The 15,345-nt window shown below is 40.7% G+C and carries 14 protein-coding genes and 1 tRNA gene; 9 read left to right on the forward strand and 6 right to left on the reverse strand.

Annotated features, from left to right (window positions below):
- Nucleotides 1-236 precede the first annotated feature (236 nt).
- The gene (locus RB214_RS01300) at nucleotides 237-3,074 is read left to right on the forward strand and encodes a hypothetical protein (RefSeq protein WP_309168041.1); all 2,838 of its coding nucleotides are present in this window, start codon (nucleotides 237-239) and stop codon (nucleotides 3,072-3,074) included.
- Nucleotides 3,075-3,248: 174 nt separating this feature from the next.
- Here the strand turns inward: RB214_RS01300 and cysQ are convergent, their stop codons facing one another.
- The 6 genes from cysQ to cysG are packed head-to-tail and all read right to left on the reverse strand — an operon-like array spanning nucleotide 3,249 to nucleotide 10,211.
- Entirely contained in the window at nucleotides 3,249-4,019 is a 771-nt protein-coding gene (cysQ, locus tag RB214_RS01305; RefSeq protein WP_182193688.1) for a 3'(2'),5'-bisphosphate nucleotidase CysQ, read from the reverse strand.
- Nucleotides 4,020-4,028: 9 nt separating this feature from the next.
- Nucleotides 4,029-4,622 carry an adenylyl-sulfate kinase gene (cysC, locus tag RB214_RS01310; RefSeq protein ID WP_002958870.1) on the reverse strand — a complete coding sequence of 198 codons (594 nt, stop codon included), beginning with the start codon at nucleotides 4,620-4,622 and terminating at the stop codon, nucleotides 4,029-4,031.
- A gap of 32 nt (nucleotides 4,623-4,654) precedes the next feature.
- Nucleotides 4,655-6,379: an SLC13 family permease gene (locus RB214_RS01315; RefSeq protein WP_309168045.1), complete on the reverse strand. Its 1,725-nt coding sequence runs from the start codon at nucleotides 6,377-6,379 to the stop codon at nucleotides 4,655-4,657.
- A 31-nt stretch (nucleotides 6,380-6,410) separates the two neighbouring features.
- Nucleotides 6,411-7,835, reverse strand: a complete 1,425-nt coding sequence (cysN, locus tag RB214_RS01320) for a sulfate adenylyltransferase subunit CysN (protein ID WP_024603862.1) — start codon at nucleotides 7,833-7,835, stop codon at nucleotides 6,411-6,413.
- A complete protein-coding gene (gene cysD / locus RB214_RS01325; protein WP_182193684.1) occupies nucleotides 7,835-8,734 on the reverse strand; it encodes a sulfate adenylyltransferase subunit CysD in 900 nt (299 codons plus the stop codon). Before cysD ends, cysN begins: the two co-directional genes overlap by 1 nt.
- A gap of 49 nt (nucleotides 8,735-8,783) precedes the next feature.
- On the reverse strand, nucleotides 8,784-10,211 hold the full coding sequence (cysG, locus tag RB214_RS01330; protein WP_024603341.1) for a siroheme synthase CysG: 1,428 nt from the start codon (nucleotides 10,209-10,211) through the stop codon (nucleotides 8,784-8,786).
- Between the two features lie 450 nt (nucleotides 10,212-10,661).
- Between cysG and deoC the strand changes: the two genes are divergently transcribed.
- The 8 genes from deoC (at nucleotide 10,662) to rplL (ending at nucleotide 15,316) form a co-directional block, all read left to right on the forward strand.
- Nucleotides 10,662-11,405, forward strand: coding sequence for a deoxyribose-phosphate aldolase (deoC, locus tag RB214_RS01335; protein ID WP_024603864.1), 744 nt, complete (start codon nucleotides 10,662-10,664; stop codon nucleotides 11,403-11,405).
- Between the two features lie 148 nt (nucleotides 11,406-11,553).
- Nucleotides 11,554-11,630, forward strand: a tRNA-Trp gene (locus RB214_RS01340).
- A gap of 132 nt (nucleotides 11,631-11,762) precedes the next feature.
- Entirely contained in the window at nucleotides 11,763-12,140 is a 378-nt protein-coding gene (gene secE / locus RB214_RS01345) for a preprotein translocase subunit SecE (RefSeq protein WP_002958877.1), read from the forward strand.
- A 4-nt stretch (nucleotides 12,141-12,144) separates the two neighbouring features.
- Complete coding sequence (gene nusG, locus RB214_RS01350) at nucleotides 12,145-12,708, forward strand: transcription termination/antitermination protein NusG (RefSeq protein WP_002958878.1); 564 nt, start codon at nucleotides 12,145-12,147, stop codon at nucleotides 12,706-12,708.
- Nucleotides 12,709-12,922: 214 nt separating this feature from the next.
- Nucleotides 12,923-13,351 carry a 50S ribosomal protein L11 gene (rplK, locus tag RB214_RS01355; protein WP_024603865.1) on the forward strand — a complete coding sequence of 143 codons (429 nt, stop codon included), beginning with the start codon at nucleotides 12,923-12,925 and terminating at the stop codon, nucleotides 13,349-13,351.
- Between the two features lie 3 nt (nucleotides 13,352-13,354).
- Nucleotides 13,355-14,059: a 50S ribosomal protein L1 gene (gene rplA / locus RB214_RS01360; protein ID WP_002958880.1), complete on the forward strand. Its 705-nt coding sequence runs from the start codon at nucleotides 13,355-13,357 to the stop codon at nucleotides 14,057-14,059.
- A 323-nt stretch (nucleotides 14,060-14,382) separates the two neighbouring features.
- The gene (gene rplJ / locus RB214_RS01365) at nucleotides 14,383-14,877 is read left to right on the forward strand and encodes a 50S ribosomal protein L10 (protein ID WP_002958881.1); all 495 of its coding nucleotides are present in this window, start codon (nucleotides 14,383-14,385) and stop codon (nucleotides 14,875-14,877) included.
- Nucleotides 14,878-14,953: 76 nt separating this feature from the next.
- On the forward strand, nucleotides 14,954-15,316 hold the full coding sequence (gene rplL, locus RB214_RS01370) for a 50S ribosomal protein L7/L12 (protein WP_002958882.1): 363 nt from the start codon (nucleotides 14,954-14,956) through the stop codon (nucleotides 15,314-15,316).
- Nucleotides 15,317-15,345: the final 29 nt, after the last annotated feature.

Consider the following 15,345-nt stretch of genomic DNA (forward strand, 5'->3'; position numbering starts at 1 on the left):
AATAAGATCGGTACATTCTTTTTGGATTTTCGCCCTAAACTCAAAACAAGACCTAAAGGAATAAAACTCCATTTTTATATCAAAGCGTAGGTTGGGTAGAGCGAAGCGAAACCCAACAAGCCATAGCGTCATTCTAGCGGTAAAGCCAAGAGGCGACTTTATTTCTCAAACTTGCTTATCCAATAATGTTCAATTGATATACACTGGTTAGGTAACGTATTGATAAGGATATTAAGTTGTCGCAAGTTAAAACTCTCCCTATTACAGCCACACGCTGGCTTTCCCTTTTATTGTGCGCAATTACTGCCGCAACAATTACTGTATTTTTAAGCAAAGTTGGTTTTGTACAAAAGGCATACTCAAGTTTAGGCGCTATTTTAAATGCGAATCCAATTCTACATTACAGTAGCGCATTTTTAGCGGGGATTGGCATAAAGCTGCTGCTTGATAAGTTTTATATATCTCACCCCAAGCGCAGTATTGGATTTAACTGGCGATATCCGCCAGTGACAATCGCTGTATTAGTGTCATTACTGCTGATTGCTTTGTACGTAATAAAGACAGTATCAAAACTTGATGAAGCTACGTTATACGCACGAAGTTTTATGAGCTTAAAATACCTGGCACTTACGTTTATTGCCATGCTAATAACCGTGATCTATCAAACAAAGCTTTATACCAAAAAGCCAATATTTACTGTTGTATTGGTTGCTCTTAGTGCAGCCTTTATCATTTTTGCAGTCAACCTAGCTGATATAGTCCCTGCTTTTGACGTTTTCATTTATCTAGCTGTTGGCTATTTTATATTGGCAGCTTACTTATTATTTGATGAATATAGACAAAGTAAACAGCCAAGCATCATTACTGAAAAAGAAGATGTAACTATTCAGGTAAATCCAGAGCTGAATAGTTTAAAAGATTTTCAAAAATGGTTTGCTGATGATCGGCCTATTGTTCATAAAAGTGATTTAGAGCCAGACCTACAAGTTTATGCAGATCGAATTTATAACCGTTTATTTAAAGGTGGTGATGAATATCAACAGCAACCTTTAGCGCAACATATTGCTTTATGTGGCTCATTTGGCTGTGGTAAAAGTAGTATTGTTAACGCTGTTGCTAATGACTTAGAAGCAGTCTCTAAAAAAAGTGGAGTGTGGATACATAGCGATATATCAACGTGGGGCGCTGCAAGTGGCAGTGTTGGCCATATTGTACTGAGCAATATTATTGATGATATAAGCCAACATATTGATATGTGTGCTTTTCGTGCCTTACCTAGACATTATACCGAAGCGCTTAAATCAGGGGGGAGCGTATTTCAAATCGCTTCAACATTACTTGCTGGCCCAATTGATATTGAGGGAAGTTTTCAAAAGCTTAATGATGTTCTTGGCACAACAAACCATAAATTACTTATTACCTTACAAGATGTTGATCGCGGAACAGGCGATGAAAACGAAAAACGTTTAAATGATATAGCCGCGCTGCTGGATAGATTGAAAAATCGAGATTTGAGTCATATCAATTTTATCGTTGCAATGGGAAATGAAAATGAGGTTGCTGCTGAAGTGATTTCAAAAGCGACTGATTATAGAGAGGATATACTCCGAGCCGATTTGTCAGCGGTAATAAATTCCTTTATTCAAGTAAGTCTTAAAGAGGCATTGCACCATAATAAAGTTATTATTTTATCTAATAACATGCCTAAAGTGGTACTGAACCCTAATAGAATAGAAGATAGCCATTCGGTACATGTATTTTGCAAGCGCTCGGAATTTATAGAAGCTTTGATAAAGAGAAATAACTTATTTATTAAGGAAGTTAATGCTCTAAAAGCAGTAATTGTTTCAATTAGGCAGCTTAAAAAAATATTAAGACGAGTTGATCAAGCGTGGGTCCCTGGTAATTTGATGGGTGAAGTGAACTTTTTATCCTTTTTAATGGCTTGTTCTTTAAGGGAAGTAAAGCCTACTTATTTTAGTGCATTTGAGAATAGCTATGATTATCTTGTGAAAGTAGGTTCAGGCAATGTTACACCTATAATTAAAGATGTAATGAAGATCGAGGATCCAATTTACTTTAAGTTTTTTGCAACAATGTTAGGGCTAATTACTAGAGATTATAAAGAATCAACTAATGATAAAGAGGCATTGAGTCAAGATGCCAGTAATTTTGAAGATAGAGATGAGTTAAATAAATTCCATTTAAGCTTTAATAAGGCTTTGATACCCACCCAGAGCTTAGGTGTTAGTGATCCTAATGCTAACTACCTGCAAAAAATTATAAAAGAGTCCCCTTCAAAAAAAGAGGTGAATGAACAAACTATATTTTCAAGAATTCGTGATGGGAGCGAACTCGAAGCATTAGCTAAAGAGTTGTGTTGTGATGAACGCTATCAATTAGTTTTGCTGCGCTTTAAAGATGTTTTATTTAAAAGGTCATCGTCATTTACAGATAGAAGCCTTAATAAAGTACTTTTTGACTATGTTTCGACTGAAGTAAAAAAAAATAAATATCAAAATGCTGAGAACTTTAAAGAGATTTTTACAAGGCTAGTGATAAAAATATTGAATATAGATAACTTTCAGAGCGTGATTAAAGATGTCGCTACGATTAACGATATTTATTTACTTTCAGCTATATTTATAGAAATAAAAAGAGAAGCAGAGAGTAATAATTCTTCTGAGTTTATAGAAGTTTTAGAGAAACAAGATTTTTCATCTATCGCTTTGGACTTGCTAGAATATGAAGTCACTTATGAAATGCTATGTATTATATCCCAAATAGAAAATGGAGCTGCAGGTGAACCAGGTAAGAGATATTTTCGAGGCCCAAAATATGAGTTTATTTTAGATCTTTTAAAAGATAAGAAAGACGAAAAATCGCTAAAGATATTAATAGAAGTATTGTCTACAGATTTGAATGTAGATATGTCCAACATATTTACAGCGGTAAGCTCATTAGATAAAGAGACGAAGTTAATATTTATTGGTAGGTTGAAGGGATTGATAAATACAGGTTTTGATGAGGATAAAAGAGATAAAGCAATAAATATTTTAAGTAGCAAACTTTAGATTAGTTTATAAACAGATGGGCTATTATTTTTGCTTATGGTAATGCTAAATGTCTATGTTTACGTATTAAAATGATGAGAATGTATATAAGTTGGGTTTCGTTCCACTCAACCCAACCCAACCTAAGGTGTTTAGGTTTACACCGAGCTGCTCGTGGCTAACAGCTCGAAGCTCTTACTCTTCCACCGCACTCACTACAAAGTACGGATTCAAATACTCATCTTTAGTGTTATAAATAAGCGGGCTGCCATCAAGCTTAGTCACTTTAGCACCGGCTATTTCGGCGATTGCATGGCCTGCGCCTGTATCCCATTCGCAAGTTGGACCTAAGCGCGGGTAAATATCGGCGCTGCCCTCAGCGACTAAACAGAGTTTTAGTGAGCTGCCTTTAGACACCATTTCAACCTCGTCAAAGCGTTTCACAAACTCGGCTAAATCGGGTGATGGGTGCGAGCGGCTGCCTACAACTCGAATTAACCCTTTGTTAGGTTTGGTAGTTACCTTAAGCTCAATTCGCTCATCGCCTTTATCTTTAAATGCGCCAATGGCTTCGGCGGCTAAGTACGATACGCCAAGGGCAGGTGCATCTACTACGGCTAAAATAGGAATGCCGTTTTTAATTAGGGCGATGTTTACGGTAAATTCACCGTTCTTTTTAATAAATTCTTTAGTGCCGTCGATTGGGTCAACTAACCAGTAGCTTTTCCACGTTTGGCGTACATCCCAGCTTATGTCGGCGTTTTCTTCACTAAGTATTGGAATATCAGGTGTGAGCTGTTGAAGCCCTGCCACAATCAGTTTATGAGCTGCTAAATCGGCGTCGGTTACGGGGCTTTCATCGGCTTTGTACTCAACGTTAAAATCCTTTTCGTAAATTCCCATTATCGCTTGGCCTGCTTTGCGGGCAAGGATGAGGGTTTCTTCTAGCAGTTCGGTTTGATTCATGGGGTTAACCTATATTATGTGCTTTTGTTTTAGATACGTTATCAGTTGTGTAACCGATTGGTCTAGGGTGTTTTTACTTGTATCTAAAATTATTTCTGGATTGTTTGGCACTTCGTAGCTTGAGTCGATACCAGTGAAGTGTTTTATCTCTCCAGCGCGGGCTTTTTTGTATAAGCCTTTTGGATCGCGGCTTTCGCATACATCCAGTGGGGTATCGATAAATACTTCGATAAATTCGCCTTCGTCTACTAAGTTACGCACCATGTCGCGTTCTGCTCTAAAAGGCGATATAAACGCAGTAAGTACTAACAAGCCAGCGTCGGTCATTAGTTTTGCGGTTTCGCCTACGCGGCGTATGTTTTCAATGCGGTCTTCGTCGCTAAAGCCTAGATCTTTACACAAACCGTGGCGTACGTTGTCGCCATCGAGCAGGTAAGTGTGCGTACCTTGCTGATTAAGCGCCGCTTCTAGTGCGTTTGCTACGGTGCTTTTGCCAGAGCCTGAAAAGCCGGTAAACCATAAAATAGCGGGCTTATGTTTTTTTTGCTCACTACGCTGTGCTTTTGTAGTTGCGTAGTTATGCCAAACTATATTTTCATCCATAGTGAGAGTCTCTTATGCTGTGAGCGCAGGTATTAAAACGGAAATACCAGCGGGATCAAGGTTAATACCGTGATTGAATAAATAATAGAAAGGGGTAAGCCCATCACTATGTAATCTTTTAAGCGATAGTTACCCGCGCTATAAACCATTAGGTTAGTTTGATACCCAAATGGCGATATAAAGCTAGCTGATGCGCCAAAGGCAACCGCCATAATAAACGGTAGTGGGTCTACATTAAAACCAACCGCGAGCGAGTAAGCAACAGGGAACGACAAGGCAGCAGCTGCGTTGTTAGTTATAAGCTCGGTAAATAATACGGTCATTAAAAATATAGCTATAAACGCGCCGTACGGGCCAAAGTCGCCAAGTACCATAAACATGGCGTCGGATATTTGCCCGGCAAGTCCGGTGCCTATCATTAATTTAGCAAGGCCAATGGCGCTACCTACAACCACCAATAACTCGATAGGGAAACGGCGTTTTACTTCGTTAAGTTTTATGGTGCCGCTGAGCATTAAGCCAATCAGTAATACTAATAAGCCTTTAACCAGCGGCACTATGCCAATAATGCTTAAACCCAGTACTGCGGCAAAGCTTAGTAGCACAATATTTGATTGCTTAGGTGCAAGGTGGGCTTGTAAGTCAAACCCTGAAATATACACAAATTCGCGCTTTAAATTAGGCAAAGTGTAAAAGTTTTTGCCTGGTGCGAGTATAAGTGAGTCGCCAGCTTGTAATTGCACTTGCCCAAGGCCGCCTTGTAAGCGGTCATGTCCACGGCGAATGGCAATAACAGCAGCATGAAACTGCTCTCTAAAGCGGGCTTCTTTTACGGTTTTACCAATAAATTTTGAAGATTGACTTACGACTACTTCTACTAAGTGTTCTATGTCTTTTTGATGATTCTCGTGCACTACTTTTAAACCGTCAAAACGGGTAAGTAATGGCACCGATTTTATGTCACCTACAAACAGCAGCACGTCGTCTTTTTGAATAATTTGCTGCGGAGTGACTGCGCAAATGCGGCTCTCGTCGCGAATAATTTCAGCAAGGAATAAGTCTTTTAAATCACGCAGGCCGTTTTCTTCAACGGTTTGGCCTATTAATTTTGAGTTTGCTTGTACTTTACCTTCTAGGTAAAAAGGCACGACTTCTTGGTCGCTTTTACCGTTGTCGGGTAAGTATTTAAGCATTACTAAAATGGTAATTAGGCCTACGCTTAGCGCGCCTAAACCCACTAAGGTAAAGTCAAAAAAGCCCAGCGGTTCCATTCCCGCATCTACTGCAAAGCCATTAACGATTAAGTTGGTTGATGTACCAATAAGCGTAATGGTGCCGCCCAAAATAGCAGTGTACGACAGCGGTAATAATAGCTTTGAAGGGGAGTGATTAGGGTTGTCTTTTATCGCGGTAATAAGCGATGCAACAACGGCGGTATTGTTAGTAAACGACGATAAAAAGGCGGTTGATAACCCCAATTTTGTTACCGATTTTACTAAACTACCTTTAGATAGCGATTGCGCTAACTTTTGAATTAGGGTGGTTTTTTCTATTGCGGTCGATACTAACACCAATAGTACTAAGGTGATAAGCGACGGGTTAGCATAATTAATCAACATACTTTCAAGATCGATTAGCCCTGCTAAGTAGCTGGTGCCAATAGCGCTTACAAATAACCATGCTGGATTAATACGGGTGCCAAAAAGGCACCCGACTAAGGTAAGCATAATGCCTGTTAAAACGAGCTGTTCTACCATGCTTTTAAATTCCTAACAGGCTAAAGTTAACTTATAACTTAGAAATATCAAGCGCTTGCCAATGCGGGAAGTGCTTGCGTACTAAGCTGTTAAATTCAACTTCAAATTCGCTAAAGTTACTTTGCTTTGTTTGGCTTTGCAGTACTTGCTCAATCATACCGGCAGCAACAGTTAGGTTTGATAAGCGATCGATTAGGATAAACGAGCCTGTTTCGTGATTGCTGTGGTACTCGTCTGCCAAAATAGTTTCGGTTAGTTCAAGCGTTACAATCGCAATTTCGTTTAGCTGTAATGAGTCGCTAGTACCGTGCTCAAGCGTGTTTACATCAATTGTGTAGTCAATCTTTTTAACAATAGCTGAGGTGTTTTTGCTACCTAGTTTTAGGTTATAGCTTTTACCTAACACTAATGGCGATTCATGCATCCACACAATTTTAGCTTGCAGCTGGTTAGTAACAGCGGCCGTTGAGTTTGCAGGCACGATTACATCACCTCGGCTAATATCAATCTCGTTATTTAGGGTAACGGTAATTGCTTGGCCTGCTTCGGCGCTGTCCAAGTTGCCATCAAAGGTAACAATTTCTTTAATGCTTGATGTTTTACCCGACGGTAATACTTTTATAGCATCGCCTACGTGCATCTTGCCCGATGTAAGTGTGCCCTGAAAACCACGGAAGTTTAAGTTAGGACGCACGACATATTGCACCGGTAGGCGCGCTTCAAAGCCTGTATCTGTTTCGGCTGCTGGCGAATCTTCTAGTAACTCTAGTAGCGGCTTGTCGGTGTAATACGGTGTATGTGCAGAGCGTGTTACTACGTTGTCGCCTTTAAGCGCTGACATAGGCACAAACTTAATGTTTGATACGTTAAGTTGCTCAGCAAATTTAAGGTAATCGGCCTTAATTTTTTCATACACGGTTTCGTCAAAATCAACGATATCCATTTTATTAACGGCAACAACAAACTGCTTAATGCCCAGCGAGTCACAAATAAAGCTATGGCGCTTAGTTTGTACTTGTACGCCGTAACGCGCATCAACCAAAATAATGGCTACATCGCTTGTTGATGCACCCGTTACCATGTTGCGGGTGTATTGCTCGTGCCCAGGTGTGTCGGCAATAATAAATTTACGCTTAGCCGTTGAAAAGTAACGGTACGCTACGTCAATGGTAATACCTTGCTCACGCTCAGCTTGTAGGCCATCAACTAATAAAGCAAGGTCAAGATCTTCACCTGCGTTACCTACTTTTTCGTTATCTTTATGAAGAGCTGCTAGCTGATCTTCATAAATTTGGTGGCTGTCGTGCAGTAGGCGGCCAATCAATGTTGATTTACCGTCATCTACGCTGCCACAAGTAAGCATGCGTAATAAGCTTTTGTCTTGTTGGCGTGCTAGGTAGGCGTCTATGCCTATTTCTTTTACTTCGTTAAATGTATCGTTATTTTGGCTAGACATTAAAAATACCCCTCACGTTTTTTCTTCTCCATTGAGCCGGCTGAATCATGGTCAATAACACGACCTTCACGTTCAGATGACGTAGATAGCAGCATTTCTTCAATGATTTCGGTTAAAGTACTGGCTGTTGATTCAACTGCACCGGTAAGTGGGTAGCAGCCTAATGTACGAAAACGTACAGATTTCATTTGCGGTACTTCACCTTCATTAAGAGGCATACGCTCATCGTCAACCATAATCAAAGTACCGTCGCGATCAACAACAGGGCGCTCTTTTGCTAGGTAAAGCGGTACCATTTCGATGTTTTCTTGATAAATGTATTGCCAAATATCAAGCTCAGTCCAGTTAGATAATGGGAAAACACGAATGCTCTCACCCGGATTAACTTGGCTGTTGTAGGTATTCCAAAGCTCTGGGCGTTGGTTTTTAGGGTCCCAACGGTGGTGTTTGTCGCGGAACGAATAAACACGCTCCTTTGCGCGTGACTTTTCTTCGTCGCGGCGTGCGCCACCAAATGCAGCATCAAAGCCGTATTTATCTAGCGCTTGTTTTAAGCCTTGGGTTTTCATTATGTCGGTATGTTTACCCGAGCCATGCGTAAACGGGCCTACACCCATTTCAATGCCTTCTGGATTTTTGTGTACCAGTAGATCAAAGCCGTATTCTTTAGCTATACGGTCGCGAAACTCGATCATTTCACGAAACTTCCAGTTGGTGTCTACGTGTAATAACGGAAACGGAATTTTTGCAGGGTAAAATGCTTTACGCGCTAAGTGCAAAAGTACCGACGAATCTTTACCAATAGAGTAAAGCATTACTGGGTTCTCAAACTCAGCGGCGACTTCGCGCATGATTTTGATACTTTCAGCTTCAAGTTGCTGAAGGTGAGTTAAAGCCATTGTTAGTCGTCCTACTAAAATGATTAAAAGTTACAAATTTAAAATTCGGTTATGTATTTGATACATCTGTTAGCGGCTGTGCAAAGCTGCTTGTTTGCTCGTTTTTCCCAAACCACGCTAGTTGCGAGTGCAGGGCGGCTACTTCGCCAATAATGAGTAGCGCAGGCGATATAATGCTGTTGCGTTCAATTAAGTCGGCAAGTTCGCCTAATTGGCCTGTTACTACACGCTGATTTTTACGTGTACCGTTTTCGATAATGGCAACAGGGGTGTCGGCTTTGCGGCCATGTTTTAAAAGCTCGCTTTGTATGTGCGGCGATTTAATTACGCCCATGTAAATAGCCAGCGTTTGATTTGCTTTTGCCAGCGATTGCCAATCAAGTTCTTGACCGTCTTTTTTACAGTGGCCAGTTACAAATTGAATGGCTTGTGCATGGTCACGATGCGTTAGCGGAATACCCGCGTAAGCACTACAACCTGCAGCGGCTGTAATACCCGGTACAATTTGATAATTTACGTTGTTAGCAGCCAGTACTTGTACTTCTTCGCCACCACGGCCATAAATAAACGGGTCACCACCTTTAATGCGGCATACTTTTTTGCCTTGTTTAGCAAGGTCGACCAGCATTTGGTTGGTATCTTCTTGAACAACACTATGATCGCCCAAACGTTTACCTACACAAATAAGGTCAGCATCGCGGCGCACTAGTTCCATAATTTCGTCAGAGACTAAAAAGTCGTAAACGACGACGTCGGCTTGTTGCATAAGTTGCAGTGCTTTAAGTGTTAAAAGCTCTGGATCGCCAGGGCCTGCACCTACTACATATACTTCGCCTTCAGGTTCTGCTTTTGCATCTAGCATTTGCTCTAGTTGCTGCTGTGCGGCTTGGGTATCGCCGGTTTGTACTTTACTCACAACAGATGAGTCGAACACGCCTTCCCAAAATTGGCGGCGGTCTGAAAAATGCTTAAAGCGTTTTTTTACTTTGTCTCTAAAGCCACCGACAAGTGTTGCAAGTGGGCCAATATGATGTGGAATAAGAGTTTCGAGCTTTTCGCGTAAGCGACGTGCAAGTACGGGCGCTGTGCCAGCACTTGATATAGCAATCGTAATTGGGTCACGGTCTACAATGGATGGGAATATAAACGTACATTTAGGTTGGTCATCAACCACGTTTACAAACACATTGCGAGCATTGGCAAGTTCAAATACGTTGTTGTTTACTTCATCGCGGTCGGTTGCTGCAATAACAAGCATTTTGCCATCAAGGTGCGATTCATCAAAATAAGCATCAATAAGCGTTACTTCATTATTATGTGCATGCTCTTTTAGTTCGTCGCAAAACCAAGGTGCTACTAAAGTAACGCTTGCTCTCGCTTTTAAAAACGCGCGACATTTGCGTAAAGCGACCTCTCCACCGCCAACAACCAATACTGGTTTGTTGTCGAGTTTGGTAAAGATAGGTAAATACTGCACGTCAATAAGACCCCTAAACAAATTCAAATATAAGAAAACGCTTTATTCTGATATGCAGAATATAGCGGCTATTAATAAGTAAAAAATAATTAAAACCAAGTTGATATAACCAAAAGTTATAATAGGTGGGCTTTTTAGGCCTAAGAGCTAGTTAACAAGGGATTGCGCCGAGTTACAAGTAAAATAACCAGCTTATAGTGTTTGGTTATGAGCTATAGCGAGTTTGGTTTAATTTGTTAATATGGAGACATATTCTATTTTGTACTTATACCAATTGCATTAAATTAGTGATCTATTATAGCGACAAGAAAATAGCTCAATAACAAGGCTAAAATTATGATACATAGTTGTTCTATATAAATAATTTTTAACGTAGTTAGTGAGTTATTTAATACGCTAAAATGATTATTTTTTTAATAAAATTGGTATTACATAAGCAACGGAGCTCTAATGACACAACACCAAAAAGATGCCGCATTAGCAGTCGCACTGATGGATTTAACAAGCTTAAACACCAGCGATACCACCAAAAGCATTCAAGCACTTGTTGATAGCATAAATCCTACCTTAGGTACGCCTGCCGCAGTATGTATTTATAGCGATTATGTTGATGATGCAAAAATAGCACTCGCAGCGCGTGAGCTTAACCACGTAAAAGTCGCAACAGTTACTAACTTTCCAACGGGTGATGCTCCACTGAGTGATGTAATTAACGAAACACTTATTGCTATAGAGCGCGGCGCAGACGAAATTGATTTGGTTATTCCTTATAAAAAACTAATAGCGGGCGATGCTCAAACTGTACTTAGCTATGTAAGCGAAAGTAAAAAAGCGTGTGGGTCGCGCGCGCAACTTAAAGTAATAATAGAAAGCGGCGAGCTAAAAACTGACGCGCTTATTACTCAAGCCACGGAGCTTGCAATTGAAGGCGGTGCTGATTTTGTAAAAACCAGTACGGGTAAAGTGGCTGTAAATGCCACGCTTGAATCAACAAAAATTATGCTAACAGCCATTAAAAACTCAAACAAACGTGTGGGCTTTAAAGCGGCCGGCGGTGTTAAAACTGTTGCTGATGCTAGTGATTATTTAGCGCTAGCACGCGCAATAATGGGTGATGATTATTTGCAAGCAAATACATTTAGGTTTGGTGCTTCAAGCTTGTTAAGTGACGTTTATAAAACCATAGGGAAATAATCAATATCTTTGGATTGTAGGTTTATCTAACCGATTAAATTATTAGCAGTTTAAACAATAATGTAATTAATTAATTAGATTTTCCAATGTGGGTATCTTTTAGGCTTGTGTTAATGAACTGCGTAAGTATAATAGGCATCCACTTTGCAGGGGCGTAGTTCCAATTGGTAGAACAGCGGTCTCCAAAACCGATGGTTGGGAGTTCGAATCTCTCCGCCCCTGCCAGTTTTACTTGTTATTTGAGTAGTCTGAGATTAAAAACCGGTTTAAATTAAGTCTGTTTTTAAGTTTAGATTTTAATGGATTAACCCTGCCGTAGTGTAGGGTTGTTGTGTCTGTAGTTAAGGTAATAATATTATGAGCACGAATGTAGAAACACCATCAAGTGCGATGGAGTCAGTAAAGTGGTTAGTAGCAATCGCGCTACTTGCAGGCGCAGTTGTTGGTAATCACATGTATGCAGATCAATCTGTATTACTACGTGCTATTGGCGTTGTTGTTGCAATAGCGGCCGGATTAGCAATTGCCTCGCAAACATTTAAGGGACGTAACTTTCTTGCTTTCGCTAAAGAAGCTCGAATTGAAGTACGCAAAGTTATTTGGCCAACGCGCCAAGAAACTACCCACACGACATTAATTGTAATGGTTGCAACAGTGATTATGGCACTTATCCTTTGGGGATTAGATGGCATTTTATTCCGCGCTGTAGGCTTTTTAACTGGATTGGAGATCTGATCCCATGTCGGATGAGAACGAGAACAAAGAAATTAAGTTACGTTGGTATGTAGTACAGGCCTTTTCTGGTTACGAAAAGCGTGTAGCTCAAACGTTAATTGAACATATTAAAATCGAAGGTCTAGAATCGAGCTTTGGTGAAATATTAGTACCAACTGAAGAAGTTGTTGAGATGCGCGCTGGCCAAAAGCGTAAATCTGAGCGTAAATTCTTCCCCGGTTACGTATTAGTACAAATGGATATGAATGACGCAAGCTGGCACTTAGTGAACAGCACAGAACGCGTTATGGGCTTTATTGGTGGTACGTCTGATCGTCCTGCTCCTATCAGCCCTAAAGAAGCTGAGCGCATTCTTAATCGCCTACAAGAAAATGCTGAAGCACCTAAACCTGCTACATTATTTGAACCAGGTGAAGTTGTACGCGTTACAGATGGTCCATTTGCAGATTTCAGTGGTGTAGTTGAAGAAGTTGACTACGAAAAGAGCCGCGTAAAAGTATCTGTACTTATTTTTGGTCGTTCTACGCCAGTTGAGCTTGAATTCGGTCAAGTTGAGCAAGATAAGTAATTGATTAAAAAAGCTTCGCTAATTTTTATTTAAATTTTGGCATGAAGCTTGAAAAAGGCCGCTGATTAACTTATAATCAGCGGCCTTTTTGTATTAAGGTAAAATTTATTTTTTACTGTGCAAAAAGTACGAAACCAATTTTTAAACTGGGAAGCCGTTAGAGTACGCGTCCTCGCGCGCACAAGGCTGAGACCCACCAAATGAGGTATTTATAATGGCTAAAAAAGTTGAAGCTCTAATCAAGCTACAAGTTGCCGCTGGTATGGCTAATCCTAGTCCTCCAGTAGGTCCTGCACTAGGTCAACACGGTGTAAACATCATGGAATTCTGTAAAGCGTTTAACGCACGTACAGAGTCTATCGAAAAAGGCGCTCCAGTTCCTGTAGTGATCTCTGTTTACGGTGACCGTTCATTTACGTTCGACATGAAAACGCCACCTGCTGCTTACTTACTTAAGAAAGCTGCTGGTATCAAGTCAGGCTCAGGCCGTCCTAACACTGATAAAGTAGGCACAATAACTCGTGCTCAACTTGAAGAAATTGTTGAGACAAAACGAACTGACCTTACAGCTGCCGATATGGACGCAGCGGTTCGCACTATCGCAGGTTCTGCGCGTGCGATGGGCTTGAACGTAGAGGACTAAGAAATGGCTAAATTAACTAAACGTATGCGTACTATCCGCGAAAAAGTGGAAGTAACTAAAGATTACGAAATCAATGAAGCAGTTGCTCTTTTAAAAGAGTTAGCGACAGCTAAATTCGTAGAAAGTGTTGACGTTGCCGTTAACCTTGGTATCGATGCTCGTAAATCTGATCAAAACGTTCGTGGTGCTACTGTACTACCTAACGGTACTGGTCGTGACGTTCGTGTTGCTGTATTCACACAAGGCGCTAATGCAGAAGCTGCAAAAGAAGCCGGTGCTGAATTAGTAGGTATGGAAGATCTTGCTGAACTAGTTAAAAAAGGCGAGATGAACTTTGACGTTGTTGTTGCATCACCAGACGCTATGCGTGTTGTTGGTCAACTAGGTCAAATCTTAGGCCCACGTGGTCTAATGCCAAACCCTAAAACTGGTACTGTAACGCCTAACGTTGCAGAAGCAGTTAAAAATGCTAAAGCAGGTCAAGTACGTTACCGTAATGACAAAAATGGCATCATCCATACTACTATTGGTAAGGTTGATTTCACTGCAGAGCAGTTACAACAAAACCTTGAAGCTCTAATTGTTGCGCTTAAGAAGGCTAAACCTTCTCAAGCTAAAGGTGTTTACTTGAAGAAAGTAACTATCTCTACAACAATGGGCGCAGGTGTTTCTGTTGACCAAAACACTTTAAGCACTATTGTTGCTTAATTGAGTGTTTACATGGCGTGAAATTTGTACTATAATTTCGCGCCATTTTGTTGATTAATTTAGTTAGTCGCAAAGTAAAGAATTCGGGTTGAAGTCCATAATTTCGTTAAGCCTTCGGGGTTAACGATAAATTGGGCTTCCGTCCAAGACCGTAGGTGGCTTCGGCCTTAATATTCACCTACGTAGACGGTGTAGACCCCAGATAGATTTTTCCTAATCCTTCTGGCTCTCGCCGTAAAAAGCATCTCTACCTTGTTTGGTAGGGAAGAGTAGAACAGGGGAATCCGATAATCGGTACCCCCATTAAACCAGGAGTAACACCCATGGCTTTAAATCTTCAAGGCAAAAAAGCAATAGTTGCTGAAGTCAACGAAGCAGCCAATGGTGCTCTATCTGCAGTTGTTGCAGATTCTCGTGGTGTAACAGTTGGCGCAATCACTGCCCTTCGTAAAGAAGCTCGTGCAAATGGTGTTTGGATGAAAGTTGTCCGTAACACTTTAGCAAAACGTGCTCTTGAAGGAACAGATTTTGAGTGTCTTTCTGATTCATTTGTTGGTCCAAGCTTAATCGCTTTCTCATCAGAGCACCCAGGTGCTGCTGCGCGTATCTTTTCAGATTTCGCGAAAAAGAATGAGAAATTCGAGCTTAAAACGGCCGCTTTTGAAGGAAATGTTGTTGATGCAGCAATGCTTGCTACATTACCTACATACGATGAAGCTGTTGCACGCTTAATGAGTGCTATGAAAGAAGCGTCTGCTGGCAAATTGTGTAAAACAATTGAAGCAGTACGTGTACAGAAAGAAGAGCAAGCTGCTTAATTTTAAGCTGTTTAATCTCACTTTCGGTGTAAAATTTATTTGGACTTAATGTCCGTTAATTATTAGGAAATTTGTAATGTCTGTATCTAAAGACCAAATCCTTGACGCAATTGCTGAAATGTCAGTAATGGACGTTGTTGCTCTTATCGAAGCAATGGAAGAAAAATTCGGCGTAACTGCTGCAGCTGCAATGGTAGCTGGTCCAGCTGCTGAAGCTGCTGAAGAGAAAACAGAATTTGACGTAATCCTTACTGGCGCTGGCGCTAACAAGGTTTCTGCAATCAAAGCTGTTCGTAGCGCAACTGGCCTTGGCCTTAAAGAAGCGAAAGCTCTTGTTGAAGCTGCTCCTACACCTGTTAAAGAAGGTGTATCTAAAGAAGAAGCTGAAGCACTTGCAAAAGATCTTACTGAAGCTGGTGCTGAAGTTGAGGTTAAGTAATTTAGCTTTTGCTAAGTTCGCTGCCTGAG

The sequence above is a fragment of the Pseudoalteromonas sp. HL-AS1 genome (assembly GCF_031198785.1).
Lineage (GTDB): Bacteria > Pseudomonadota > Gammaproteobacteria > Enterobacterales > Alteromonadaceae > Pseudoalteromonas > Pseudoalteromonas distincta.

Excerpts from the sequence above, each read along its gene's own strand:
- cysQ (WP_182193688.1), bottom strand. The coding sequence starts at position 4,019 with ATGAATCAAACCGAACTGCTAGAAGAAACCCTCATCCTTGCCCGCAAA.
- cysC (WP_002958870.1), bottom strand. The coding sequence starts at position 4,622 with ATGGATGAAAATATAGTTTGGCATAACTACGCAACTACAAAAGCACAG.
- RB214_RS01315 (WP_309168045.1), bottom strand. The coding sequence starts at position 6,379 with ATGGTAGAACAGCTCGTTTTAACAGGCATTATGCTTACCTTAGTCGGG.
- cysN (WP_024603862.1), bottom strand. The coding sequence starts at position 7,835 with ATGTCTAGCCAAAATAACGATACATTTAACGAAGTAAAAGAAATAGGC.
- cysD (WP_182193684.1), bottom strand. The coding sequence starts at position 8,734 with ATGGCTTTAACTCACCTTCAGCAACTTGAAGCTGAAAGTATCAAAATC.
- deoC (WP_024603864.1), top strand. The coding sequence starts at position 10,662 with ATGACACAACACCAAAAAGATGCCGCATTAGCAGTCGCACTGATGGAT.
- secE (WP_002958877.1), top strand. The coding sequence starts at position 11,763 with ATGAGCACGAATGTAGAAACACCATCAAGTGCGATGGAGTCAGTAAAG.
- nusG (WP_002958878.1), top strand. The coding sequence starts at position 12,145 with ATGTCGGATGAGAACGAGAACAAAGAAATTAAGTTACGTTGGTATGTA.
- rplK (WP_024603865.1), top strand. The coding sequence starts at position 12,923 with ATGGCTAAAAAAGTTGAAGCTCTAATCAAGCTACAAGTTGCCGCTGGT.
- rplA (WP_002958880.1), top strand. The coding sequence starts at position 13,355 with ATGGCTAAATTAACTAAACGTATGCGTACTATCCGCGAAAAAGTGGAA.
- rplJ (WP_002958881.1), top strand. The coding sequence starts at position 14,383 with ATGGCTTTAAATCTTCAAGGCAAAAAAGCAATAGTTGCTGAAGTCAAC.
- rplL (WP_002958882.1), top strand. The coding sequence starts at position 14,954 with ATGTCTGTATCTAAAGACCAAATCCTTGACGCAATTGCTGAAATGTCA.